The sequence below is a fragment of the Brevibacillus agri genome (genome assembly GCF_004117055.1).
Classification (GTDB): domain Bacteria; phylum Bacillota; class Bacilli; order Brevibacillales; family Brevibacillaceae; genus Brevibacillus; species Brevibacillus agri.
On record NZ_CP026363.1, the window covers coordinates 3,493,571 to 3,519,100 of the forward strand.

Genomic DNA, 25,530 nt, shown 5'->3' on the forward strand with positions numbered 1-25,530 from the left:
CCGTCCCTGCTGCGTCAGCCTTTCGGTTTGAAGACGAGCGAAGCCAAAAAGCCGAACGCAATCGCAGCCGATATCCCTGCACTGGTGACTTCAAAAATGCCGGTAGCGACCCCGATCAGGCCGTTTTGCTCCGCTTCGCTGATCGCTCCGTGATACAGCGCATGTCCGAAGCTCGTAATCGGCACCGTGGCACCTGCTCCGGCAAAATCAATGAACTTGTCGTACACGCCGATAAAATCGAGCACAACCCCTGACACTACCAACGTACTCATCACGTGAGCCGGGGTGAGCTTGCCGACATCGAGAAGCAGTTGCCCGATGACGCAGACAAGCCCTCCGACGACAAATGCAATTACATATTCCATCATTGTCCTCCTTCGAGCGCAACCGCATGGGCGATGCACGGAATCGAATTGCCTTGCTGCGTGCTGACCGGACTGAGCAGAGCCCCCGTCGCGCATACCAGCACTTTTTTCAGCAAGCCGCGGTTCAACTGGTCCATAATGTAGCTGTAGGTCACAACGGCGCTGCTGGCGCAGCCGCTGCCGCCTGCGAATACGTCCTGATCCGGCGTGTAGATCATCAGGCCGCAGTCGTTGTACACCCCGTCCATATCGTAGCCTTCTGCGAGCATCAGCTCTTTGACGATCGGATAGCCGACAGACGCCAAATCGCCTGTCACGATCAGATCGTAGTCTTTCGGCTCTCGTCCCGTATCCTGAAAATGGGTCAAAAAGGTCGATACCGCCGCAGGTGCCATGGCTGAGCCCATGTCAAACGGGTCTTTTATGCCCATGTCCACCACTTTTCCCAGCGTCGCATACGTAATCCGCGGCCCCGTCCCCCCAATTCCAATCAGCCCGGCTCCCGCTCCCGTCACGGTCCATTGCGCGCTCGGCGGCTTTTGCCCGCCGTATTCGGTCGGATAGCGATACTGTCGCTCTGCCGTGGCGTTATGGCTGCTGCAGGCAGCTACTGCCCTGTCTGCGTAGCCTGCGTTTACCAGAGCCGTCGCCGTAGCCAGTGTCAGCATCGAGGTCGAGCACGCCCCGTACATCCCCAACAGCGGAATCTCCAGCTTTTCGGCCGTGAAGTTGGTCGTGATGTTCTGATTCAGCAGATCGCCTGCCAAAATGACATCGACGTCCTGGCCCGTCACGCCCGCTTTTTTCAGCGCGGTGGAGACGGCGTCCTCCATCAGCTTCCGCTCCGCATTCTCCCACGTATCCTGGCTTGCGTACATGTCGTCGTGAATCACGTCAAACAAGGAGGCCAGTGGCCCTTCGCCTTCCTTCGGCCCTACTGCGACCGCCGAGCTTTGCAGGCGGACGTTTTGGTCGAAGCGCCAGGTCTGGCGGCTCACGCGTTTCTGTTGTGGATTGCTTGACACAGACAGCCCTCCCGTCAAAAGAACATGTGATACAGGCTTTTTAAAACGCCCGCAACAAAGGCCGCCACCACCCCGAACACAATGACGGAGCCTGCGAGCTTGAACATGTTGCCGCCCACTCCGAGAACCAGTCCCTCGCTGCGATGCTCGATAGCGGCCGACGCGATGGAGTTGGCGAAGCCCGTTACCGGAACGGCAGAGCCCGCCCCGGCGTACTGGCCGATGTTGTCATAGACGCCGAGCCCCGTCAGCAGCACAGACAAAAAGATCAGCGTGGCAACTGTCGGATTGCTCGCGGTCTTCTCGGTAAAGCCGAAAAAATGGATATACATATTTTGAATAACCTGTCCCAAAAGACAAATCGTTCCCCCGACCCAAAACGCCCGCAACGAGTTCAAGAGGACATTGCGCTTCGGCTGATACTTGGAAGCCTGCTGCTGGTAAAGCTGCTTCGTCATCTGCATCGATCCGAGCGATTTCGATTTCGTTTTGGTTGCCATGCCCTTTCACTCCTTTGTAAGTCCATAGATCCTGCCAGGTCCCCTACCTCTATCTTTCCTTCTTCAAACTTTGCCTATGAATAGCGGTATTTACCAATTCACAGATGCAAGAGCCATTGCAGAAGCGAGCCGGTGACTTTGCCGAACACGACCGCCATCAACAGAAACAGCAGACTGCCATCCATGCTGATCCGCTTCGCCAAAATCGGAAAGACGTTCAGCACCTCGGTCAAGCCGGCAGCCAGTGTGCCGACAAATACGCCCGCAAACAGCCCGTAAAGCGAGGTAACGACGACTGGCATATGAGCTTTGACGTGAAAAAAGTCAATCAGCGTAAAAAAAAGCGCCCCCATCACCAAGGCCCATTCCAGTGCGCGAATATGACGGTGAGCGTTGGTCAGTTGCGTCAGCCTCGGGATAATGTCCAGCACGGTAATGAAGGCGACAAGCCCGCTCCCCACCGCAAGCCCGCCGCCCAGTCCAATCAAGACCAGCAAGCCGCATGCCCATACGCTCATAGCTTCGTTCGCTGGTTTTCTTTGTTCTCGTTCTGGATGTAGTACTGGTCGAGGCTTTGCTGGTACATGAACAGCTCCACTTCCAGGGGGCTTGGCTCTTCGTTGATTTTTTTCTCGAAAATATGGTTGAAAAACAAAATCATCCCCATGCCGATCCCGATCGAATACGGAATCTGCAGCCAGAGCGGCTGCTTGCTCTGCTCACCCGTGATGAGATAAAAAATGCGCTCGTGCACCTCGCGCATGCTGACGTCCGTGTGGAAGTTCATAATCGCCAGGCCCGAGCCGATGAACAAAAGCAGCCAGACGAGCGCAACCAGCACAGGGTTCGCTTTTTTCCGCGGGTTCAGCACTTCCACAATGATTTGCGGCGCTCCCTGGATTTCCAGCTCGACTTCCGGATAGACGGAGCGGACTCTCTGGATAACCTGCATGATGTCGATGACGATCAAGTTGCCGTCCGTCGGCTTGACCTGATAGATTGGCATTCGCTTTAACGCATCCTCGCGTTTCCCATCCCAAAAAAGCTGGCAAATATCCCCTAGCGTAATCATCGCCTCCGGCTTGACTGCCAGACGCTTTCTCAGACGGAGAAACAGCGCGTCTTTCATGAAAACTCCTCCCTGCCTAAAACGTGCTCATTTATCCCGTAGTATGTGCCCGCAGCCAAAATCCATACCCTAAAAAAGGCTGCGGCTGCCATGTACAGGCAAACCAAAAACACCCAAGCGCCAGGCTTCGGTGTTTTCCATCCTTCTATTCGGCTATCAGTGTTCGATCTGATCCTTGATCGTTTGCAAAATGCGCTTCTCCAGACGGGACACCTGAACCTGGGAGATTCCGAGCCGCTCCGCCACCTCAGACTGGGTCTGGTCTTTGTAGTAGCGCAAATAGACAATGAGCTGCTCGCGCTCGCTCAACCGACTGATCGCATCCTTCAGCGCGATTTTTTCAAACCACTTGTTCACGCCTTCGTCGGCGATCTGGTCGATCAGCGTAATCGGGTCTCCGTCATTCTCAAAGACTGTCTCGTGAATCGAGGAAGGCGCCCGATTCGCTTCCTGGGCAAACACCACTTCCTCCGGCGTGATTCCGACGGCGTCTGCCACCTCGGCAATCGTGGGTGCGCGGCCAAATTGCTTGTACAGCTCATCCTTTGTTCGTCGCACCTTGTTCGCGGTCTCCTTGAGCGATCGACTAACCTTGACTGTGCCGTCATCACGCAAAAACCGTTGGATTTCGCCAATAATCATCGGCACGGCATACGTCGAGAACCTGACGTCATAGGAAAGGTCGAATTTGTCCACAGCTTTCAAGAGGCCAATACAACCAATTTGAAACAAATCATCCGCTTCGTACCCTCGGTTGATAAAGCGCTGGACGACGGACCAGACCAACCGGATATTGCTGTTCACAAGAAGCTCGCGCGCTTCGGTGTCTCCAGCCTGGCTTTTGGCGATTAGCTCTTTCACTTGGTCATTGGTCAGAAATGGTTGACTCGCATTTTTGATATCGGCACCCATTGGCACTACCCCTAATTTTGCAAGGCTTTGGCAAACGACAGGCGTTTGGTCAGACGAACGGTTGTCCCTTTACCAACAGCCGTCGCGACTTCCAAAGAATCCATGAAATTCTCCATAATGGTAAAGCCCATTCCCGAGCGCTCCAGCTCAGGCTTGGTCGTATAAAGCGGCTGCATCGCCTGCTCCACATCCTCGATTCCTTTTCCGTTGTCCTCCACGACCAGCTCCACAGCTCCCTCGTCGATTCGCACAGAGATATGTACCACGCCCTCTGGATTTTCGTCGTAGCCGTGAATGATGGCGTTCGTGACAGCCTCGGATACAACCGTCTTGATCTCCTCCAGCTCATCCATCGTGATGTCGAGCTGCGAGATAAACGAAGCGACCGCAATTCGCGCAAACGCCTCATTTTGGCTCAGTGCAGCAAACGATACGGACATAAAATTGCGCTGTACCTTCATTTACGCCACCCCCAGAACAAGCAGAGCATCTGCTTCATTTTCGCGGAACTTGATTACTTTGAACAGGCCAGACATTTCAAAGATCCGGTAAATGGTGGGGTTGATCGAGCATACGTACATTTCCCCCGAGCGGGCGGATATTTGCTTGTAGCGCCCCAAAATCACGCCGATACCGGAACTGTCCATGAAAGCCAAATCAGCCAGGCTCAGTACGATATGACGAATGTTGGGTGTACGCAAAATATCATCCACTTTGCTGCGCAGCTCTTCGGCTGTATGATGGTCCAGCTCTCCCTGCAAGCGGATCACCAGCACGTCCTGCCGGGTCTCCATCGCAATCCGTAAACTCATGGCTGACTCACTCCTTCTCCCTTGAATAACCCTCTCTTTCTGCTTCGCCCAAACCAATTCCTGCCAGGCGACAAAAGAACAAAAAAATCGAGCAGCCGCGCCATCGCATTCGAGGCAACTCGATTCTTTTCGCGCTTCTTTGCTGTCTGTCAGTAACTAATCAAAACGCCCTTGGTGGTTCGCTTGAGAATCTCCCACATGCTTGCTTTATTCACTTGTTGCTCCGGGAACAGGTCAATCCGGTTTACTTCGCGGCCGTCTTTCGTGCGGATGAAAATATGGCCGACGACCTGGTCCTTCGAGAGTGGAGCGTTGACGGAGCGGTTCATGACGACTTCTTTCGTGTACGTGTCCGCCGACTCGCCTTTTTTCATCAGCAGGCTGACGGCTTGTGGCGTCACCACGTTGACTTTGGGCGTCTGCCCTTTATCCACCGTGAGCGACTCCACCGTCTCGCCTTTTTTGTACATCGGCATCACCTGGAAATGGGTGAAAGCGTAGTTGAACATCGTGGACACTTCGTTGTTGCGCGTCTTGACGTCAGGCTCGCCCATAACGACCGCGATGATGCGCATATTGTTGCGTTTGGCGGTAGCGGTCAGGCAGTACTTGGCCTCGCCTGTAAAGCCGGTCTTCAAGCCGTCTACGCCTTCGTAAAAACGGACGAGCCGGTTCGTATTGACCAACCAGAACGGGCTTGCCGAGTCTTTGCGCAAATAATCCTGGTACGTCCCGGTAAACTTCGTAATCCCTTCGTGCTTCAGCAGCTCACGCGACATGATCGCGATGTCTGCCGCAGAGGAGTAGTGATTTTCCGCAGGCAAGCCGTTAGAGTTGACAAAATGCGTGTTTTTCATCCCCAACTGCTTCGCCCGCTCGTTCATCCGGTTGACAAAGCTCTCTTCCGTTCCGGCGAGATGCTCTGCCATGGCGACTGAAGCGTCGTTGCCCGAGGCGATCGCGATGCCTTTTATCATGTCCTCTACCGTCATTTCCTCGCCGGGCTGCAAAAAGATTTGCGAGCCGCCCATCGACGCTGCTCGTTCGCTGGTTCTAACCTTATCGGTAAATTTAAGCTCTCCCCGCTCCACCGCCTCCATAATCAAGAGCATCGTCATCACCTTGGTGATGCTGGCGGGTGGCATTTTTTCGTTTGCATTTTTTTCGTACAACACCGTTCCCGTGTCTGCTTCAATCATGATCGCAGACGAGGCGTGCGGGGCAAAATTCATCTCGCTGTTTGGCGGAGCTGCTTTTTCTTTTGCCAACGCACCCATCGGAGAAAAGATGGTCACACACATGATGAAGCAAGAAGCCAAGTATCCTATCCGTTTCATAGCAGTCCCTTCCCTCCATTCATGGTTTTATTCTCACCAAGGGGGTAGGAAAATATTCACAAAAAAAATCCCTTCCGCATTTCGCAGAAGGGATTCGTTTTAGATCACAAAACGGCTGACATTTTCCGTCAATTCGTCTGCCATCTTTTTCAATTGTTCCACATTTTCGTTGATGCGCGCAATCGAATTCAACTGCTCGTCTACCGTCTCGACAACCCCGGAGATCGACTCGCTGATTTCGTCGGACATGCTGGCCAGACGCTGCATCGAATTGGTTACAACCTGATTGCCCGCAGCCATTTCCTCGGAGGTCGCCGTCATGGACTCGCTCTGCTCCGCAGCCGACTGAATCTCCGCCACGATGTTTTGGAACGTCGTGCCCACAGACTCGACAGACTTCAAGCCGCCGCCTACCATCGTGACGATTTCGTCCATATGCTTGCTCATATCCATCGCTTCATCGTTAATCGAGTGAGCGATAGCGGCAATGCGCTCGGAGAAGGAGCTGCTCTCTTCTGCCAGCTTGCGCACCTCGCTCGCCACGACCGAGAAGCCGCGTCCTGCTTCGCCTGCGCGCGCCGCCTCAATCGCCGCGTTCAACGCGAGCAAATTTGTCTGTGAGGCGATGCTCGTAATCATTTCGACGATACTGGTAATCTCGCGGGCCCGCTCGCGCAAGCTGTGCATTTGCGCGGCTGTGCGTTCCACCTCGCCTGTCGCGCGGCGTACCGTGTCAATGACGTCCTCGACCAGTTGCATACCGCCCTGGGCGCGCTCAAACGTCCGCGTCGTCGCAATCGAAGTGGACTCCGCCGCGATCGCTACCTGCTCGACGCCTTGCGAGATTTCCGAGACGGTCGTCGCCGTCGCCTGCACCTCGTTCGTCTGCGTGGAAACCCGTTGCGCGATCGTCGAGATGTTGTCAGTGATGACGCTGATCGCCCCTTTGTTGTCCTGGGCGAACTGCGTCAGCTCGTCTGTCGCCACGTTCAACTGGGTTGCTTGTCCTTGCACGAGCGCAATCAGCTTGCGCAGCTCGGCAGCCATCTCGTTCATTTTGCGGCCTACCATCGCCAGCTCGTCATTGCCGTTTACGTTGACATGGACGTCGAAGTGGCCTGAGCCGATGCGATCCATGTCTCTGGCAATCGCAAACAGCGAGAGGCGAATCCGCTTGGCGAACCACCAGATCGCCCATACCGACAGCGCAATAATCGGCAGGCTGAACAGGACAAAGTACAGCCACATGCCATTCACTTCGCCGTACACTTCATCGCTGCCCGTCGACAGGACGACGTTCCACTTCAACAGGTGGATCGGCGCAAAGGCAGCGAAGGAATCTTTGCCGTGATCGGAGTACAACAGGCTGTTGCTCATGTCATGCTTCATCAACTCCAGCATTTCCTCGTAGTCCGACTGCCCTGCGAGCACCAGCTTGTTGTTGTTTTGCGGGTTTTGGTGAGCAACGACCAGCCCGTCCTGCCGAACGACAAACGCATATCCGTTTTGCATGAAGGAGATTTCCGGAATTTTTTCCGTCATCTGGTCAATCGTAAATCCGACGACGAACATGCGGCTCGTATCGCTGTTTTTCTCCCCGACAGGTGTCGCAATATAAAGAAAACTCTTATTAATGCCCTCAACAATTTCCTCGTCTGAAATGACCGTTTTCCCGGTACTCATGACCCGTTGGTAATACTGCTTTTGCTTGAAGTCAATCTCGTTTTTCCCGGTCAGGGAGTAGAGCGACCTCCCGCTGCTGCTGTCTATCAAATAAATTTTGGATATTTCTTTATGCGATTGCCGCATCAGCGTGAACTGCTCCATAATCAACGGCTCCAGCTCTGTCATCATGACGCGCTTGGCGGCAGCCGATTCTGTCGACTTCACGATTGTTTGAATCCAGTCTTCCATGCTGGCCGCGTGCTGCTCCGCCAGCATTTTCGCTTGCTTGGAAGTAATGGAGAGCAAAGTAGATTTTGAAAAAGAAAGCGCTATGTATTGCAACGAGCCAATAATGATAAGTACGAGAATCAAGCCAAAGACAATCATCTTTGTTGCCAGGGAGCCCCGCAGTTTTTCTGTGGCGAGCAGGCTCTTGATCTTTCCTTTTCCAGAAAACGAAAACCCAGCCCCTTTCTTTTTCCATTTCGGCGACAAAAATCGGCTCATGATGCTGCCTCCTTTTCATACCCTACATTTTCTAGTGATGGTTTTGAAAAAAATACCCTTGAAAAAGGTTATCAACTGTACTTATACCCTGTTTTCCAAGTGGTAAAACCTCCCTTTATGAAAGGAGCGAGTTCCGGGTCTGATGCATCCGAGAACTCGCTTTCTTCATGAAAAGATTAATTGTACAAGTGACAAGCAGCGAAGTGTCCGGGCTCGACTTCTTTCCATACTGGTACAGATGCAGCGCACTCCGGCATTGCTTTCGGGCAACGCGTGCGGAAATGACAGCCGCTTGGCGGGTTCATTGGGCTAGGTACATCACCTTGCAGCACGATGCGCTCGCGGTTGCGCTCCACCTCTGGGTCTGGGATCGGAATCGCAGACAACAGGGCTTGCGTATAAGGATGGAGCGGTTTTTCATACAAAGCGTCGCTTTCGGCCAGCTCGACCATTTTGCCCAGGTACATAACGGCAACGCGGTCGGAGATGTATTTCACCATCGACAGGTCATGGGCAATGAACATGTAGGTCAGGCCCATTCTTTCCTGAAGCTGCTCAAGCAGGTTGACAACCTGTGCCTGAACGGATACGTCGAGAGCGGAAATCGGCTCGTCACAAACAATAAACTTAGGTTCTACAGCCAGCGCACGGGCAATCCCGATACGTTGGCGCTGACCGCCCGAAAACTCGTGCGGGAAGCGGTTCATGTGCTCAGGGTTCAAGCTGACCAAAGAAAGCAGCTCCTGGATGCGTTCCTTGCGCTTTTGCCCGGTAGCAAGGCCGTGAATGTCAAGCGCCTCGCCGATGATATCCCCAACAGTCATACGCGGGTTCAAGGAAGCGTACGGGTCCTGGAAAATCATCTGCATGTTGCGGCGCATGGCCTTCATTTCCTGATGATTCAAATTCATGATGCTTTTGCCTTCAAAGAGGACGTCCCCGCCAGTCGCGTCATATAAACGAAGAATCGTACGACCCGCGGTGGACTTCCCACAGCCGGACTCCCCTACTACCCCGAGAGTTTCCCCCCGTTTGATTTCAAACGAGATATCATTCACAGCTTTCAGAGTATTATCGCCAATGGAAAAGAACTTTTTCAAGTTGCGTACTTCAATGAGTGTCTCACGGTTATCCACTGTTTACCCTCCTCCTACGATCCTGCGCGGTTCTGAGCGAGCGGGTGCTGCAGCCAGCATGCTGCTCGTTGGGTCGTGCTGATTTCGTTCAACTCAGGATCGATCTCCTGGCAAACACGCATAGCCGATTCGCAGCGAGCGGTGAAGCCACAGCCCACTGGCGGACGCAGAAGGTCCGGCGGTGTTCCGAAGATCGGAGTCAACGGCTCATCACGGTTCAAGTCCAGACGCGGCACAGAGCGCAGCAGACCTTTCGTGTACGGATGTTGCGGGTTGTAGAAAATGTCATCTACTGTGCCCGTTTCAATCACTTTCCCAGCGTACATGACGATTACGCGGTCGCACATCTCAGCAACAACACCAAGGTCATGCGTAATGAGGATAATGGAAGTACCCGTTTTCTTTTGCAAGTCTTTCATCAAATCCAAAATCTGAGCCTGAATCGTTACGTCCAAAGCTGTTGTCGGCTCATCCGCTATCAACAGCTTGGGCGAACAGGCGAGAGAGATGGCGATCATCGCCCGTTGGCGCATCCCGCCGGAAAACTCGTGTGGATATTGCTCCACACGTTTTTCCGGTTGCGGGATACCTACCATGGTCAACAGCTCAATCGCGCGATCGCGAGCGGCTGCACGGCTCATGTTTTGGTGCTTGATAAGTCCCTCGGTAATCTGGTTGCCAATGGTCATCGTCGGGTTCAACGATGTCATCGGGTCCTGGAAAATCATCCCGATGTCTTTTCCGCGGATGGATTCCATTTCTTTATTCGACTTTTTGACAATGTTCTGTCCATTAAAGAGGATTTCGCCTTTTTTGATCTCGCCTGGCGGCATCGGGATCAGCTTCATGAGGGTTTGAGCGGTTACGGATTTACCGCAACCGGACTCCCCTACAATCGCTACTGCTTCCCCGCGATTTACGTGAAAATTAACGCCTCGTACTGCTTTGACTTCACCTGCATACGTATGGAAGGAGACATGCAGGTCTTTTACTTCGAGAATGCGTTCCATAACGATGATCCCTCCTATTTACGCAGGCGTGGGTCTACTGCATCGCGCAGACCGTCACCAAACAAGTTAAATGCCAAGATGGTCACGGAGATGAAAAGGGCCGGGAACATCAACCGCCACGGATAGTACTTCATGGCAGGCAAACCTTCTGAGGACATCGTGCCCCAGGAAGCAACAGGCGCCGCTACCCCCAAACCGATAAAGGACAGGAAAGACTCTGCGAAAATCGCGGACGGTACAGTCAAGCTGAGCGTAACGATGATTGGACCCAAAGCGTTTGGAATCAGGTGTTTAAAGATCAAACGGCCGCTGTCAGCACCAAGGGAGCGCGCTGCCAGCACGAATTCTTGCGATTTGAGCTGCAAAATTTGCCCGCGCACAATCCGGGCCATCCCAATCCACCCCGTTATCGTCAAGGCGATAATGATCGTGCCGACCCCGGGGGCTAAGACAACCATCAGCAAAATAACGACAAGCAAGTACGGAATAGCGAACAAAATATCAGCGAAACGCATCATGATCTCGTCTACTTTACCGCCATAGAAAACGGCAATACAGCCCCAGATGACCCCGATAATCAAGTCGATGAAGGCAGCAGCCAGACCAACTTCCAAGGAAATGCGAGCTCCGTACCAAATCCGCACGAACATGTCGCGTCCAAGGTCATCCGTACCAAACCAGTGCTCAGCGGATGGCTTTTTGTTTTTGCCAGCCAAATCGGTTGTGAAATAGTCGTTGGAAGACACCATCGGAATGACGACAGCACATACCATCAGCGCGACGATAAAGATCAAGGAAGCCATCGCGACTTTATTCATTTTCAAGCGACGCCATACATCCGCCCAGAAAGAGAGGCTCGGACGCTTGATCGCTTCTGCTTGGCGAAGATCGACCGAAATCGGTTCAAAATGCTCTTTTGTCAATTGCTGCATTTTCACATTACTCCCTTCCTGCGTCTGCGAGTTTAATTCGTGGGTCTACCAAGGTGTACGCGATGTCCACAATCAGGATCATCACTACGAGAATGATGGAGTAGAAGACCGTTGTCCCCATGATAACCGTGTAGTCGCGGTTGGTGATGGACAATACGAATTCACGACCCAGACCAGGAACCCCGAAGATACGCTCGATAACGAATGCACCAGTCAGGATGTTGGCAATCAATGGACCGAGGTAAGTAATAACCGGCAAGAGCGCGTTGCGAATTGCATGCTTCACGGTAATCGTAAAGGTGTGCAGACCTTTTGCTTTTGCCGTTTTGATGTAGTCTTGTCCAAGGACTTCAATCATATTGGAACGCGTCAAACGAGCGATAAAAGCCATTGGCGACGCGGCGAGTGCGAGAGATGGCAAAATCGTGTACTCGAAGCCTTCCCATTTTGCGATAGGCAAAAGACCCCATTGAATCGCGAAGAAATACTGATAAAATGATGCCAAGATGAAACCTGGAACGGATAGCCCCAAAACTGCTATCACCATAGCGGAATAATCTTGCCACTTGTTATGCTTCAGTGCTGCAACCACCCCAAGGATAATACCTCCGAAGATTGCCAAGAGCAATGCTTGTGCTCCCAAGTGCGCTGATACAGGGAAACCGCGATTAATCATTTCGTTTACCGTCGAAGATTTTTCTGTAAACGACGGGCCCAAATCCCAAGTAACGACACCCTTCAAATATTCGAAGTACTGCTCGTGCAGCGGCAAATTCAGCTTGTATTTGGCCTCGAGTGCCGCTTTAATCTCATCAGGAACGTTTTTCTCTGATGTAAATGGTCCACCCGGTACCGCTTTCATGATGAAGAAGGTGGCCGTTACAATCAGGAAGAGCGAGATGAGCATGAAGATGATGCGCTTACCAAGATAACGGATCAACTAATTTACCCCCTTGACAGATTTGATTGCTTTCACGTCCCATCTTTACACTGCGGACGTTACCGACACAGTGCAAAAATCGGCTGTGTAAATAACCCAAAAATGATCTCTTGCGTTGAAACTTTTCTCTCTATATTTTTCTTTTCCAGCTTGTTTGCGAGCTGGTATTTATGGGAAGGGACTGCATAGCAGAAGGTATATGGGTTTCCATATACCCTCTGCCGCAATACCCGATTCCTTCAGTTAGATTACTCTACGTATGCCCATTTCCAGTCGACGTCTCCCAGACCGCCAATGACAACGCCTTTGACGTTTTCTTTCTGTACCCAAGAGTTGGTATAGAAGTAAATTGGCATGATCGGCATTTCGTCCATCAAGATTTGCTCGGCATCTGCGAGAATTTTCTTACGCTTCTCCGGATCAGCTTCCAGAGCAGATTGGTTCAGGAGCTCTTTGAACTTCGGATTTTCCCAACGCGTATCGTTGTTTCCACCCAGTTTGTCCTTGTACAGCTCCAGGAAGTTGATTGGATCGTTAAAGTCGCCCAACCAGCCCATACGGCCTACTTGGAAGTTACCCGCATGCATGTCTTCCAGGTACACTTTCCACTCTTTGTTTTCCAGCTTCACTTCTACTCCGAGGTTTTTCTTCCATTGGTCTTGGATCGCTTCCGCAATCTTTTTGTGACCTTCGGAAGTGTTGTACGACAAGGTAATTGGCGGCAGCTTTGTCAGGCCTTTTTCTTTCATGCCTTCTTCCAAAAGCTTTTTCGCTGTTTCCAGGTCGTTGTCCTTGAAGTAGCCGTTCGGGTTCAGGACCATGGATGGCGGTACTGCCCCTGTTGCCGGGATTTGTCCGGTTTGCAGAATATTGTCAATCAGGGCTTGGCGGTTAATCGAGTAAGCAAAAGCTTTCCGAATCTTCACATTATCGAACGGAGGTTTTTCCACGTTGAACTTGTACCAGTACGTACCCGCGATTGGCTGGGTCGTAATTTTGCCTTGCTCCTTCAGCGCAGGAATCGCATCTGTCGGCAGCGCGCTCATTGGAGCACCCGCCCAATCCAGTTCTCCGTTTTCAAACATGGACAATTCGGTGTTCTCGTCCTCTACCATGGAGAACTCGATGCGATCGAGCTTCACGGCATCCTTGTCCCAATAGTTTTCGTTTTTCACGAGCACGAGCTTGCTTTTGTGCTCCCAGGATTCCATTTTGAACGGGCCGTTGCCCACGTGGGTTTTCGCTTCGCCAGCCCACTTCTCGTTGGCTTCGATCACTTTTTTGTTAACAGGGAAGTAGGTTGGGAAAGCAGTCAGCTCCAGGAAGAATGGAGTCGGATTTTCAAGCTTTACTTCCAAAGTCTTGTCATCCAGTGCCTTCACACCAACATCATCAAGCTTAGCTTCGTTTTTGTTCGCTTTTTCACCGTTCTTAATGTAGTAGAGCTGATAAGCGTAGTTTGCTCCGGTTTTCGGATCGAGTGCCCGCTTCCAGGCGTACTCGAAGTCGTGCGCTGTTACCGGATCGCCATTGCTCCATTTTGCGTCGCGAATGGTGAACTTGTAGGTCAGCATGTCTTCAGAGACTTCCACTTTCTCGGCAGCCGCCTCATGAGGCTTTCCGTCTTCTCCGATGCGGGTGAGACCGTCAAAGGTAGCGCGGATAATCGCTGCGGAAGTAGTGTCTTCCGAAAGGCCAGGGTCAGCCGTAGGTGGCTCAGAGTGCAGGTTCAGTTTCAGAACTTGTGGTTTTTTCTCTGCCTCTGGTGTTGCCGCAGGCTGTTCGGTGCTCGAATTGTTTGACGGTTGTGCTGGAGTGGAAGCTTGCTGGCCACCGCAACCGGCCAATGCCGTACCCAAAACTGCAATCGAGCTTACAAGTGCAAATACATTCTTTTTCAACGCAATAACCCCCCGTACGTTTTCTTTTTTGTCTTTTTTCAGAAAATAAAGGACGAAAAAAACGAACATGGCCCGAAGCTTCCTGACTTCGGCTAGAAGGCATCAACCCCTTTCACTGCAGGGTCACCTCGTCATCGTGAACGATAGAGAAGGAATCTTTGTACTGCTTCAGTTCCAACGAAACATCCGCGCCTACAATCCCTTCAATTTGAGAGAGTCGTTCATTGACGAAAGTGATCAGCTCGTCATTGCTATGGAAACACGCTTGGATAATCAAGTCGTGCTTACCGCTAAATGCACCCACAAACCGGACTGCAGAGAATTTGCTCAACTCTTCTGCCACATTTTTCTGTGAACCGAGTTTGGTGGTCAACCCGATGATTGCTTGTACTTTCAGCCCAAGCTTTGCCGGGTCGGGATGAATAACGAATTGAAAGACTCCATCTTGCAACAGACGGGTAATGCGAGATCGAATGGTTCCCTCGCTCACGCCAAGTTGATGCGCGATTTCTGTGTACGGGATTCGTCCGTCTTCCTGGAGGATTTGCAGAATCTGCTTGTCAACATGGTCCAACTTTCTCATAAATACGTTTTTCCGGGAACCTCCATCCTTTTTTTACGAAACTCGAAAAAATCTTTAATAATTTGTCTGTTACATTAAAAGTAATCTGAAATGATAGCGGTGTCAACGAAATTTGACAAGTAGAATTATAAAACATTATAAAGTGTAGCCGAACAGTAAAAATTTTTTTATATTATCAAACAAGCACTTCCTATCTCATATTGAAAAGGAAAATGACAATTTAATCAACTATATTTTCTCGAAAAACTGTATTTTTACACACAGAAAGAGTGTGCGCACCCCAGGCAGGCACACTCTTTCCTTTGTTGATCCTTCAAGAAAAAGGCGCGATTTACGCCTCGATGATTTTATAAATCAGCGGCTGGGCGGACGGAATTGTTGTCGAAATAGAGAAGGCATTCCGCAATTCTTCCAGCGCGCTTTGCAAAAGCTGCTCGTCGTTGGCGTGGATCGTCATCAGCGCCTCGCCGGCCCGGACTTCGTCTCCCCGCTTTTTGTGCAGCACGAAGCCTACCGCCAGATCGATCGGCATTTCCTTCGTCAGACGGCCAGCTCCCAGGACGACAGAGGCATGCCCTACCGCTTCGGCGTCAATCGCCTCCACATAGCCATCCTGCTCTGCGACAACCTGATGAATGATTTTCGCCTGCGGCAAACGGGATAGGTCGTACACGTCCTGTTTGTCGCCGCCTTGCGCTTCCACCATCTCGGCCAGCTTGTCCACGGCTTTGCCGCTCGTCATCAGTTCCTCCAGCTTGACGCGGCCTTCCTCAACAGTGGAAACGAGTCCACCCAAAACAAGCATGCGCGAGCCAATCGAGAGGGCAAGCTCGGTCAAATCTTTTGGCCCTCTGCCAGCCAGCGTCTCTACGGCTTCTTTCACTTCCAGCGCATTGCCCACGGCAAAGCCGAGCGGCTGGTTCATGTCGCTGATGACCGCCACCGTTTTGCGTCCGACCTGGCTGCCGATTGCGACCATCGCGTTTGCCAGCGTTTCCGCTTCTTCCAGGCTTTTCATGAACGCACCCTTGCCGACTTTTACGTCGAGCAGGATGGCGTCAGCGCCCGCCGCAATCTTTTTGGACATGATCGAGCTTGCGATCAGCGGAACCGCTTCTACGGTCGCTGTCACGTCACGCAGCGCGTACAGTTTTTTGTCTGCCGGAGTCAGGTTGCCGGACTGCCCGATGACGGACACGCCAATATCGCGCACCTGCTGCAAAAACTGCTCGCGTGTGCGCTCTACCTGAAAGCCGCTAAACGACTCCAGCTTGTCGATCGTTCCTCCCGAGTAGCCCAGGCCGCGGCCCGACATTTTCGCTACGGGAATGCCTGCTGCTGCCACCAGAGGGGCGACGACAAGCGTCGTCTTGTCGCCTACTCCCCCCGTGCTGTGCTTGTCCACCTTGATGCCTGCCAGCGAGGACAAGTCGAGCTGCTCGCCCGAGCCTGCCATAGCCAGTGTCAAATCTGCTGTCTCGCGCGCTGTCATGCCGCGGAAAAAAACCGCCATCGCCCAGGCGGACATCTGGTAGTCAGGAATGGTTCCGTCTGTATATCCGTCTACGAGAAACTGTATTTCCTCGGTTGTCAGCTCGCCGCCGTCACGCTTTTTGGCAATCATATCGACCATCCGCATAGAAAATCCCCTCCGCCTTGTTCTTTACAGTTTGGCTACGATGCCGTTGACCAATGCCAGGAACTGCGTTTTTACTTTTTCGGTCGTCTCCATTACTTCATCGTGCGAAAGCGGCTGTTCGAGAATGCCTGCTGCCATGTTGCTGATGCACGAAATGCCCAGCACTTTTACTTTCATGTGGCGCGCGACGATCACTTCCGGAACAGTCGACATCCCTACGGCATCTCCGCCGAGCAGACGGAGCATGCGGATTTCCGCCGGCGTCTCGTAGCTTGGGCCAAGCAATCCTACGTACACGCCTTCGCGCAGCTTGATGCCTTGCTCGGACGCTACTTGATGCGCCAGTTGGCGCAGCTCTTTGGAGTACGCTTCGGACATGTCAGGGAAACGCGCGCCCAGCTCGTCGTCGTTTGGCCCGATCAGCGGGTTGCGGAAAGTCATGTTGATATGGTCGGAAATCAGCATCAGATCGCCCGGATCGTAACCTTCGTTAATGCCGCCCGCCGCATTGGTCACGATGATCGTCTCCACGCCCAAAAGCTTCATCACGCGGATCGGGAAAACGACTGCATCCAGCCCGTGGCCTTCGTAGAAGTGGAAACGGCCTTGCATCGCCACTACTTGTTTGCCTTGCAGCTTGCCGATGACGAGCTGCCCTTTGTGTCCGACTACCGTGGACACGGTGAAGCCCGGAATTTCGTGGTACGGAATGACGACCGGATTTTCGATCTCATCGGCCAAAACGCCCAGCCCGGAACCCAATACCAGCCCGATCGTCGGCTTTTCCGCCAGTTTTGGTTCGATAAACGCTACTGCTTCTTGCAAATTTGCCATATGTGAACACTCCTCTTCGGTTACGTTTCTTCTATATAAATGTTTATAATTACTTAACCTTTATACACGATTCAGGAAGCTTTTTCCGATTGCCGGAGCGGCCACGCCAAAATTGTCCGCAATCGTCGCGCCGAGATCGGCAAATGTTTCGCGAATGCCCAAGTTTTCCCCTGTGCGTATGCCTTTGTGGTACACCAGGAGCGGAACGTATTCGCGCGTATGGTCGGTTCCGTGGTGGACCGGATCGTTGCCGTGGTCAGCGGTAATCACGAGCAGGTCGTTTTCTTGCATGGCGGCCAAAATTTCCGGAATGCGGGCATCGAACTCCATCAGCGCCTGGCCGTACCCTTCCGGATCGCGGCGATGTCCGAACTTCGCATCAAAGTCGACGAGGTTGACGAACGACAGACCTGTAAACGACTGCTTCATCGTGCCGATCAATTGGTCTACGCCATCCATGTTATCTTTGGTTCGGATCGACTGCGTGATTCCTTCCTCGGCATAAATGTCGCTGATTTTGCCGATCGCGATCGAGGTCAGTCCGGCATCCTGCAAACGGTTCATCACGGTCGGCTCGAACGGCTTGACGGAGTAGTCATGGCGATTGGCGGTGCGTGTGAAGTTGCCCGGCTCTCCGACAAACGGTCTGGCGATCACGCGCGTCACGGCAAACTCATCCCGCAAAGTAAGCTCGCGCGCCACCTGGCAAATGCGATACAGCTCCTCCAACGGCACGATTTCCTCGTGGGCAGCCACCTGGAAAACGCTATCAGCAGACGTGTACACAATGACAGCCCCTGTTTTCATGTGCTCTTCGCCCAGCTCGTCGAGAATATCCGTACCGGAAGCGACTTTGTTTCCAAGCACCTTCCGCCCGATGCGCTGTTCAAATTCCGCGATCAGCTCGGCTGGAAAACCGTCCGGATACGTCCGAAACGGCGTTGCGACGTGCAAGCCCATAATCTCCCAGTGGCCTGTCGTCGTATCTTTTCCCATGGAAATTTCCTGCATTTTCCCATAGTGGGCGGCTGGAGCTTCCGCAGCAGGGACGCCTTTTAGCGGGGCAATATTTCCGAGCCCGAGCTTTTGCAGGTTCGGCAAAGCAAAGCCTGCGACGCGCTCCGCGATATGGCCGAGCGTGTTGGCTCCTTCATCGCGGAATTTGGGAGCATCTGGCTGTTCGCCGATTCCCACGCTATCCATAACGATCAGAAATACACGTGAATAACGCAATGTTAACGCCTCCAGTTCAAAAAATGGATAAAGTTTCATCCCAGGTCGTCAGACGTCTGACCTGATGGAGATAAGCTTGCTCCGCCTCGGACTCGGGCGGAGTCATCTGTGTTTCTTTTGTCTAGCGTTGTCGGGGGTATCTTCATCGTATCCCAAGCCGCATCGGCATTACGCTCGCGGATGCGTTTTGGCATAAATGTCCTTGATCCTCGTCCGGGTCACATGCGTGTAGATTTGTGTCGTGGAAATATCCGCATGCCCGAGCATCTCCTGTACCGAGCGCAAGTCCGCCCCGTTTTCCAACAGGTGGGTGGCAAAAGAATGACGCAAGGTATGCGGCGTAATCTCCGCCCGGATATTCGCTTTCGCGGCATAGCGCTTGATAATTTTCCAAAAGCCCTGACGCGTGATCTGCTTGCCCAAATGATTGAGAAACAAGGCTGACTCGCCCGTCCCCTTCACCAGCTTGGGACGTCCTGCCTGCAAATAGTGCCGGACCATCTGAATGGCGACGGAGCCAAGCGGAATAATCCGTTCCTTGGAGCCTTTTCCCATGCATTTGACAAAGCCCATATCCAGATTGACATCCGCTTTGTCCAGATTGACCAGCTCAGAGACGCGGATGCCTGTCGCATACAGCAGTTCCAGCATCGCCTTGTCCCGCAGCCCGGCCGGGTGATTGACAGGGGGACTGTCCAGAAGCCGCTCCACTTCGTCAACCGAGAGCACTTTTGGCAAGCGCTTTTCGATTTTGGGCGTCTCCAGGTGGATCGAAGGATCTTTGTCGATGATTTTGTCCCGAACGAGAAACTGGTAGAAAGCGCGAATGGATGCCATATTGCGCGAAAGCGTCGCGGTTGCCCGCCCCTTTTCCCGCAGGACGAGCAAGTAGCCGATGATGTGCGTCCGCGTTGATTCCTCGATCCGGGTCACGCCCTGCTCGTGCAAATACGAGGTATAGGCGACCATGTCCCGCTGATACGATTCCAGGGTGTTGCGCGATAGCCCCTTTTCCACAGCGAGGAAATGGATAAATAGATCAATCAGACTGTCCATGAAGCTGTCCCCTTCAGGTGATAAGTATCCTGTATTGCTTTCCACATCGAGTAAAAATCTCCTGCTGCCCGCACACAAAAAAGTGCATTTACTCTCCCGTCAAATAAAACAACTGCAACCGCGCGAGGTAGCCGTCCAGGTCCTGTGTTTGCGGGGAATTAATCAGTTTCACGACCTTCACGGCATTCCCGTGCGGCTCGTGGTATGGGTCGGCCGGCAGCAATTTTTCCGCAAGCAACGTGATGATACCGTAAGAGAGCAATGAGCACGTCACGAATAACAGCAAAAAGCGAAGCGCCTCCATCATCCGGCGATACGGGAACCCCATCTGTCCACCTCCCTGCTCTCTTCATATGTATGCACTTGTCTCTTCGCCCATGCGGCTCTACAGCGGAAGCTCCTGCAGCACATCGTCGAGCGGCGTGTACGGCAAGTTCAACGAACGGGCGACAGCCTCGTAAACGATATGTCCGTTTAGCACGTTGACCCCGCGCGCCAAGGCCCGATGCTGGGAAATCGCCGCCCGATACCCTTTGTTGGCGAGCAAAAGCCCGTACGGCAGCGTCACGTTGGACAACGCAATCGTCGAGGTGCGCGGTACCGCCCCTGGCATGTTGGCCACCGAATAGTGGACGACGCCATGCCGGACATACGTCGGGTCGCTGTGGGTGGATATGCGGTCGACCGTCTCGATGGAGCCGCCCTGATCGATTGCCACGTCGACAATGACCGAGCCAGGCGACATCGTCTTGACCATCTCCTCCGTGACCAGCCGCGGAGCGCGGGCGCCGGGAATGAGCACGGCTCCAATCAGTAAATCCGCGTCTTTTACCGCTTCGGCGATGTTGTAGGAGTTGGACATCAGCGTCTGCAGCCTGCCGCCAAACATTTCATCCAGTTCGCGCAGCCGGTTGGCGTTAATGTCGAGCAAACTGACATTGGCCCCAAGCCCGATCGCCATTCGCGCCGCATTCGTCCCGACGATGCCCCCGCCTACAATGACGACGCGCCCAGGCAAAACACCGGGGACCCCGCCCAAAAGGACGCCTTTTCCGCCGTGTGGCTTCTCCAGAAACTGCGCCCCGATCTGAACGGACATCCTCCCCGCCACTTCGCTCATCGGCATGAGCAGCGGCAGTGCCCCGCTGTCGGTCTGGATCGTCTCGTAGGCGATTGCCACCACTTTTTTCGCCCGCAACTGCTCGGTCAGCTCCCGCTCCGGCGCGAGGTGCAGATACGTAAACAGAATCAGGTTTTCCCGGAAGTACGGGTACTCGTCAGGCAGCGGCTCCTTGACCTTGCAGATCATGTCGGCGTTTTTCCACACTTCCTCTGCCGACGGCTGAATTTCCGCCCCTGCTGCGGCATAGTCTTCATCGGTAAAGCCGGAGCCTACTCCCGCCTGCGTCTCTACCAGCACGCGGTGTCCTGCTTGCCTGTAGGAGCTGGCGCCAGCAGGAGTAAGCCCGACGCGGTTTTCGTTATTTTTGATCTCTTTCGGTACGCCAATAATCAAAAGCCATCTCGCCTCCTGTCTCCATGTACTGTTCTAGGATGCCACAGGAAAACGTCGGCCATTACAAAAGCGCCGAAAGAGAAAAGAAAAAAACTTCTCCGTTCCCAGAGAAGTTGGCTTATTTGAAGTCCTCCACGTTTACTTTGTCAATGCAGCGACCGCAAATCCCGTAAAAGGTAAGACGGTGGTCGGTAATAGCAAAGTTGTAAACATTCTTGACCTTTTCTTCTGCACTGACAAGCAAGTCTTCAAAAATCTCGTCCACAGTGCCGCAGTTGAGGCAAATGAGGTGATGGTGGTGGTAAGCCGCATTGTCATCGCGAAGGTCGTATCTGGCTACCCCATCGCCGAAGTTCATTTTATGAAGGATTTTCAAGTCGCTCAAAAGCTCAAGAGTTCTGTATACAGTCGCAAGCCCGATTTCGGGCGCTTTATCCTTCACCAGCAAATAAACATCTTCCGCACTCAAGTGATCTTCTTCATTTTCCAGCAAGACGCGAACAGTGGCTTCACGCTGTGGTGTCAGCTTGTAGTTTTGTGAATGCAACTGTTGCTTGATCTTCTCTAATTTTTCTTCCAACATTAATGCCCCTCCCCGCTCGCATGAAACCTGTTCCTATTATAGTAGAGGGGCGTCGAATAAGTCAAATGCATGAGTTCTTACCTGATAATTATTCTTAATTGAGCACGAGCTGCATCAGTCTCGGCGACACAAACGTCTCGAACAGAGCGGCCAGCGTCAGCACGCCCAGCATGGAAATGACCAGCACGGTATAGCCCATGAAATGCGGGGCAATGACATCGCGCTTGCTCAACAGCCGGGTCTGGATCAGCCGGAGAGAAAAAGAAATTCCGCTCACGCCGATGATGAACAGAGCCGGAACGACGAGCAAATTTTGCGGGAGTACGCCGAGCATGGCGAACGTCACGCCTTTCCACTGCAACTGGCTGACTAAAAAGCCGACGGTAAATCCGACGACGACTCCTTTGAGAAACAGCATCAGCAAAATCATCGGCAGGCCGATAATGGATAAGCCCAGCACCCACATGATCGCGACCGTTTTCGCATAATGCCCGAACGACTGCTGAAAATGGGCGCTCGTCTCCGGGATGCCGCTCGTGCTCAGGCTGTTAAAAAAATATTGCAGAAAACCGTACAGCTCCTGCTTTTGCGAAAGTGGCAGCGAGTTGACGAGCACGGCACCGAAAATAATCCCCATGGTAAACAGGACAATCGTAAACCAATAGAGCGACTGATGTTCTCTCATATAGGATTGGATAGTTTGTCCGACTCGTGAACGCACGGTTCGTCCCCTCCCGCTTCGCTGATTACTGTACAGCTTATGCGCCGGAGACGGGGGCTATGACAGTTAGGACAAGATCACCTTTCCGTAAGTTCCCGCGCCGCCTTTTTGCACGTTCAAACAACCTGCCCTGCCTGCCACGATCAGCTTGGCAATTTTTTCGCCGACGACATGTGCCAGTTCTTCCTCTGTCGCTCGGTGCACGACATTCATCTGCGTGCCAAACGCGTGATACAGCTTGGCGAGCAGCTTCGGCCCGACTCCCGGGATAAATTCCAGCGGAAACTGCTCGATATAAGGCGGGCGAAACGCAGGGTGCGCTCCGGCTTCCCGGTCTGCCAGCTCGTCGATGCGCGCAGCCACGCCGCGCACGATCCGCTTGTGTCCGCACTCGGGACATCTCCCTTTTGCGTCTGCTGGCAAAAGCGACTGGCAGCCCTGGCAAGCGGTTTGGTGGTATTTGCCCAGTTGCGGATGCAGGCCGTAATTCACCGTCACCCCTCTGCCGCCCTCGCGGCGAATCGCTTTTGCCCACTCGGCGAACGAACGCGCTTCCATCGCGATGCTTTGATACTCTCGGCCGATTTTGCCGAGGGAGTGCGCATCGGAATTGGTGAGAAACGTTTTGGCGTGCAGCTCGGACAGCCGATCCGCCATGTCCGTATTCGCGCTCAGCCCAAGCTCTACAGCGTAGATGCGGGACGGGTCGAGCACATCCGCCAGCCGATCTGTACAGCTTCCGTACAGCCCTTTGTGCGGGGTGAAAATGTGCGCCGGAATGAGCATCCCGCCCAACTGTTCCACGGCATCCTGCAGCTCGCCAATCCGGGCAGCCACGCGCTGGGAGCTGAGCTGGACATTTTTGCAGCGCTCGGCAAGCCAGCGGGTCCATTGCTGCATGTTAGCCAGCCTCGGCAAGTAGACGAGGAAGTGAGCCGCTCCCCGCCCCGGCTCCTTGATTTCCAGCTCGCAGCCGAGAATCAGCATCGTCCCTTTGTATAAAATCCCTCCGTCCGCATGCTCCGTCGCCGCTCCCGCCTCCAACAGAGACATTAGCTCGTCCTGCACCTCCGGCGAATGCGCGTCGATAATCCCGATGACATCCATTCCCTTTTTTTCCGAAGCTTCCTCCAAAATTTTCGTCAAGGTCATCTGGCGCGACGCGGTAATTTTCACGGGCTTTCCGGTCCACGTTCCGCCTATGTGGATGTGCATGTCGCAAAAATAAGTCTGCATTACCCGTTCAACTGCTTTCGGAGCAGCATGTTCTCCCAGGCAAACAGCGCCACTACCGTTTTCGCATCGCGAATCTCCCCGCTGCGGTGCAAGGCGTGCGCTTCCTCCAGTGTCAGCTCAAGCGCGTCCACGAACTCATCCTCGTCCGGCTTGCTCTCGCCTTTTTTCAGCCCTGTCGCGACAAACACATGCAAAATCTCGTCGGCGAAGCCTGGCGAGGTGTAAAACGAGCTGAGCGGCTCGTAGTGGCTCGCCACATAGCCTGTCTCTTCTTCCAATTCGCGCTTGGCGCAAGTCAGTGGCTCTTCTCCCGGCTCCAGCTTGCCTGCGGGAATCTCGACAATCGTCTGCTCCAGCGGCTTGCGAAATTGCCGCACCGCCACCAGCTTGTTGTCATCCGTCAGCGCCATGACGGCAACCGCTCCCGGGTGATTGACGATCTCCCGCTTCGCTGTATGTCCGTTTGGCAAAAGCACCTCGTCGACCTTCAGACTGATAATCCGTCCCTCGTAAATCGGCTGGCTGGCAATCGTTTTTTCGTACAAGTGGTCTTGCTTGCTCACATTCATCATCCTTTTTTTCAGCTTGGTCGTTCTAATTCGATTCCTCGCTCCATAAGTTGGGAGCATAAAGCTTGTCCACACTCATTGTATCGGAGGAGATTGTGAATGAAAACCTATGTCAGCGAAAAGCAATTGCGGATGGTTGGAAAAGCATGGGAAATCAAGGCCGCTCTCCGCTCCTGGTCAAATAAAGAGCTAACGCTTCAAGAGTATTTGACGAAGCGGACAAACGCTGCTCGCCGCTGAGCGCCTCCGCCGGATACGACAGGCTTTTCCCCAAAAGATCGGCGGCCAAAACAGCCGTCTGAAACGGAACCGGGTCCTCTCTCCAGCTTCTGCCCATTGTGGAAAAGGACAAGCCGTAGCCTTTTTCCAGCGCATCGAGGCGCGCGACAGACGGCGCTGGTCCATATGCCAGCCTGTGTCCGGCCCGGCTGTCTGTAATCGCTGCGAGCTGCTCTTCGATAATCGCATCGCGCTCGTCGCCAAGCCGCGGCAACGTCACCAGCACGGGGCAGAGGGCAAATCTGCCGAGGATCGCAGTCGTATGATGGCTGATGCCGTAATGGCGACTGCGCTGGTCGGCAAAGCTGATGCGCGGAATAAAAAAAGGCGTGCCTCCCAGTGCCGACACGGCGTGAATCACTTCTGCCAACTGGACGCCGGAAAAACCGTAGGAAGTGCCCGTTCCCGCAACGCCCGGGCCAAGCATGCAGACGATGACATCGGCCCGCTCCACATGGCGCGCGGCCAGCAAGCCGCTATGAATCGTCACCGCCTCGCGATCGCCGCCCCACGCATGTCCCGTCGTAATCGTCGCCGTCAAGTTGCCCGACCGGGACAACTGTTGGACGTGACGGCTAAGCGCAATCGGCAGCGAAGCCGCATCGGGCATGACATAGACTAACCGCAGTTGCGGATCGTTTTCTTTGAGCGCAAGTATTGCCGGCGGCAGCAGGCTGTGCAGCTCGCCGATGAGCACAGGCGTACCGTCCAGCGACAGGTCCGGCTGCCGAAACAAGTCGTGAAAAGGGCTGGCCTGTTCTTCGACCGCATCCACTGCCAACTGCCAGGGCGAATAGCGCATTTTCATAATATGTCCCCATTTGCTCGGCATGACGTCGCGGCTTGCCTCTTCCCCAGTCTTGCCGACGACCAGATGAAACCCGCCCGTCCCGAGTTGCAGGCGCAGCGCCGTCGTATTGAGCAGGAGCGTATCGCCGATGCGGTAGTCCTCCTGGGCAAACGAAAGTGCCTTCTGCGGGCCAGCTTCCTCCCCGGCGCAAGCAGCCAACTCGACCTCCAGCACTTGCATTCCCGCGTGCTTTTCTCCTATACGAATGACCGTGCCCGTCACCAGATACAGCATGCTCCTCCCCCTCGTCCCGCTCCTTC

The 25,530-nt window shown here is 53.6% G+C and carries 27 protein-coding genes; all 27 read right to left on the minus strand.

Translation table 11 applies throughout. The features are described from left to right. Positions 1–14: 14 nt before the first annotated feature. Positions 15–365, minus strand: coding sequence for a stage V sporulation protein AE (gene spoVAE / locus BA6348_RS17105; protein WP_005836016.1), 351 nt, complete (start codon positions 363–365; stop codon positions 15–17). Beyond that, positions 365–1,390: a stage V sporulation protein AD gene (gene spoVAD, locus BA6348_RS17110; RefSeq protein WP_005836018.1), complete on the minus strand. Its 1,026-nt coding sequence runs from the start codon at positions 1,388–1,390 to the stop codon at positions 365–367. Before spoVAD ends, spoVAE begins: the two co-directional genes overlap by 1 nt. 14 nt (positions 1,391–1,404) lie before the next feature. Further along, entirely contained in the window at positions 1,405–1,890 is a 486-nt protein-coding gene (spoVAC, locus tag BA6348_RS17115) for a stage V sporulation protein AC (protein ID WP_005836019.1), read from the minus strand. Between the two features lie 98 nt (positions 1,891–1,988). After that, positions 1,989–2,408: a stage V sporulation protein AB gene (locus BA6348_RS17120; RefSeq protein ID WP_007785524.1), complete on the minus strand. Its 420-nt coding sequence runs from the start codon at positions 2,406–2,408 to the stop codon at positions 1,989–1,991. Next, the gene (locus tag BA6348_RS17125) at positions 2,405–3,019 is read right to left on the minus strand and encodes a stage V sporulation protein AA (RefSeq protein WP_005827376.1); all 615 of its coding nucleotides are present in this window, start codon (positions 3,017–3,019) and stop codon (positions 2,405–2,407) included. Before BA6348_RS17125 ends, BA6348_RS17120 begins: the two co-directional genes overlap by 4 nt. Before the next feature lie 156 nt (positions 3,020–3,175). Next, positions 3,176–3,931 carry an RNA polymerase sporulation sigma factor SigF gene (sigF, locus tag BA6348_RS17130; protein WP_005827375.1) on the minus strand — a complete coding sequence of 252 codons (756 nt, stop codon included), beginning with the start codon at positions 3,929–3,931 and terminating at the stop codon, positions 3,176–3,178. A gap of 11 nt (positions 3,932–3,942) precedes the next feature. Next, positions 3,943–4,392, minus strand: a complete 450-nt coding sequence (gene spoIIAB / locus BA6348_RS17135; RefSeq protein ID WP_005827374.1) for an anti-sigma F factor — start codon at positions 4,390–4,392, stop codon at positions 3,943–3,945. Further along, positions 4,393–4,743 (minus strand): anti-sigma F factor antagonist, encoded by a 351-nt coding sequence (spoIIAA, locus tag BA6348_RS17140; protein WP_005827373.1) that lies wholly within the window; start codon positions 4,741–4,743, stop codon positions 4,393–4,395. It lies immediately after the preceding gene. A 149-nt stretch (positions 4,744–4,892) separates the two neighbouring features. Continuing rightward, positions 4,893–6,080 carry a D-alanyl-D-alanine carboxypeptidase family protein gene (locus BA6348_RS17145; RefSeq protein ID WP_005827372.1) on the minus strand — a complete coding sequence of 396 codons (1,188 nt, stop codon included), beginning with the start codon at positions 6,078–6,080 and terminating at the stop codon, positions 4,893–4,895. Positions 6,081–6,179: 99 nt separating this feature from the next. After that, a complete protein-coding gene (locus tag BA6348_RS17150; RefSeq protein ID WP_122953138.1) occupies positions 6,180–8,252 on the minus strand; it encodes a methyl-accepting chemotaxis protein in 2,073 nt (690 codons plus the stop codon). Positions 8,253–8,428: 176 nt separating this feature from the next. Further along, complete coding sequence (locus BA6348_RS17155; RefSeq protein ID WP_005827370.1) at positions 8,429–9,388, minus strand: ABC transporter ATP-binding protein; 960 nt, start codon at positions 9,386–9,388, stop codon at positions 8,429–8,431. 14 nt (positions 9,389–9,402) lie between these two features. Further along, positions 9,403–10,398 carry an ABC transporter ATP-binding protein gene (locus BA6348_RS17160; RefSeq protein WP_005827369.1) on the minus strand — a complete coding sequence of 332 codons (996 nt, stop codon included), beginning with the start codon at positions 10,396–10,398 and terminating at the stop codon, positions 9,403–9,405. Between the two features lie 14 nt (positions 10,399–10,412). Beyond that, positions 10,413–11,330, minus strand: a complete 918-nt coding sequence (locus BA6348_RS17165) for an ABC transporter permease (protein ID WP_122953163.1) — start codon at positions 11,328–11,330, stop codon at positions 10,413–10,415. A 7-nt stretch (positions 11,331–11,337) separates the two neighbouring features. Then, entirely contained in the window at positions 11,338–12,270 is a 933-nt protein-coding gene (locus BA6348_RS17170) for an ABC transporter permease (RefSeq protein ID WP_005827367.1), read from the minus strand. Between the two features lie 248 nt (positions 12,271–12,518). After that, complete coding sequence (locus tag BA6348_RS17175) at positions 12,519–14,171, minus strand: peptide ABC transporter substrate-binding protein (protein WP_007785533.1); 1,653 nt, start codon at positions 14,169–14,171, stop codon at positions 12,519–12,521. 112 nt (positions 14,172–14,283) lie between these two features. After that, on the minus strand, positions 14,284–14,754 hold the full coding sequence (locus tag BA6348_RS17180; RefSeq protein WP_005827364.1) for an Lrp/AsnC family transcriptional regulator: 471 nt from the start codon (positions 14,752–14,754) through the stop codon (positions 14,284–14,286). A gap of 331 nt (positions 14,755–15,085) precedes the next feature. After that, positions 15,086–16,393 (minus strand): pyrimidine-nucleoside phosphorylase, encoded by a 1,308-nt coding sequence (locus BA6348_RS17185; protein ID WP_005827363.1) that lies wholly within the window; start codon positions 16,391–16,393, stop codon positions 15,086–15,088. A 24-nt stretch (positions 16,394–16,417) separates the two neighbouring features. Next, on the minus strand, positions 16,418–17,227 hold the full coding sequence (locus tag BA6348_RS17190; RefSeq protein ID WP_005827361.1) for a purine-nucleoside phosphorylase: 810 nt from the start codon (positions 17,225–17,227) through the stop codon (positions 16,418–16,420). 60 nt (positions 17,228–17,287) lie between these two features. After that, positions 17,288–18,460: a phosphopentomutase gene (gene deoB, locus BA6348_RS17195; RefSeq protein WP_122953137.1), complete on the minus strand. Its 1,173-nt coding sequence runs from the start codon at positions 18,458–18,460 to the stop codon at positions 17,288–17,290. Between the two features lie 168 nt (positions 18,461–18,628). After that, positions 18,629–19,516 (minus strand): site-specific tyrosine recombinase XerD, encoded by an 888-nt coding sequence (xerD, locus tag BA6348_RS17200; RefSeq protein WP_005827359.1) that lies wholly within the window; start codon positions 19,514–19,516, stop codon positions 18,629–18,631. 88 nt (positions 19,517–19,604) lie between these two features. After that, positions 19,605–19,844 (minus strand): YqzK family protein, encoded by a 240-nt coding sequence (locus BA6348_RS17205; RefSeq protein ID WP_005827357.1) that lies wholly within the window; start codon positions 19,842–19,844, stop codon positions 19,605–19,607. Positions 19,845–19,901: 57 nt separating this feature from the next. Then, positions 19,902–21,032, minus strand: a complete 1,131-nt coding sequence (gene ald, locus BA6348_RS17210) for an alanine dehydrogenase (protein ID WP_122953136.1) — start codon at positions 21,030–21,032, stop codon at positions 19,902–19,904. Positions 21,033–21,150: 118 nt separating this feature from the next. Then, entirely contained in the window at positions 21,151–21,615 is a 465-nt protein-coding gene (gene fur / locus BA6348_RS17215) for a ferric iron uptake transcriptional regulator (protein ID WP_005827355.1), read from the minus strand. Between the two features lie 94 nt (positions 21,616–21,709). Further along, positions 21,710–22,336, minus strand: coding sequence for a stage II sporulation protein M (spoIIM, locus tag BA6348_RS17220; protein WP_122953135.1), 627 nt, complete (start codon positions 22,334–22,336; stop codon positions 21,710–21,712). Between the two features lie 66 nt (positions 22,337–22,402). Further along, positions 22,403–23,572 carry an endonuclease Q family protein gene (locus tag BA6348_RS17225; protein WP_005827351.1) on the minus strand — a complete coding sequence of 390 codons (1,170 nt, stop codon included), beginning with the start codon at positions 23,570–23,572 and terminating at the stop codon, positions 22,403–22,405. Then, entirely contained in the window at positions 23,572–24,135 is a 564-nt protein-coding gene (locus tag BA6348_RS17230) for an NUDIX domain-containing protein (RefSeq protein ID WP_005827350.1), read from the minus strand. Before BA6348_RS17230 ends, BA6348_RS17225 begins: the two co-directional genes overlap by 1 nt. Positions 24,136–24,295: 160 nt before the next feature. Further along, positions 24,296–25,504 carry a DUF3866 family protein gene (locus BA6348_RS17240; protein ID WP_007785545.1) on the minus strand — a complete coding sequence of 403 codons (1,209 nt, stop codon included), beginning with the start codon at positions 25,502–25,504 and terminating at the stop codon, positions 24,296–24,298. Positions 25,505–25,530: the final 26 nt, after the last annotated feature.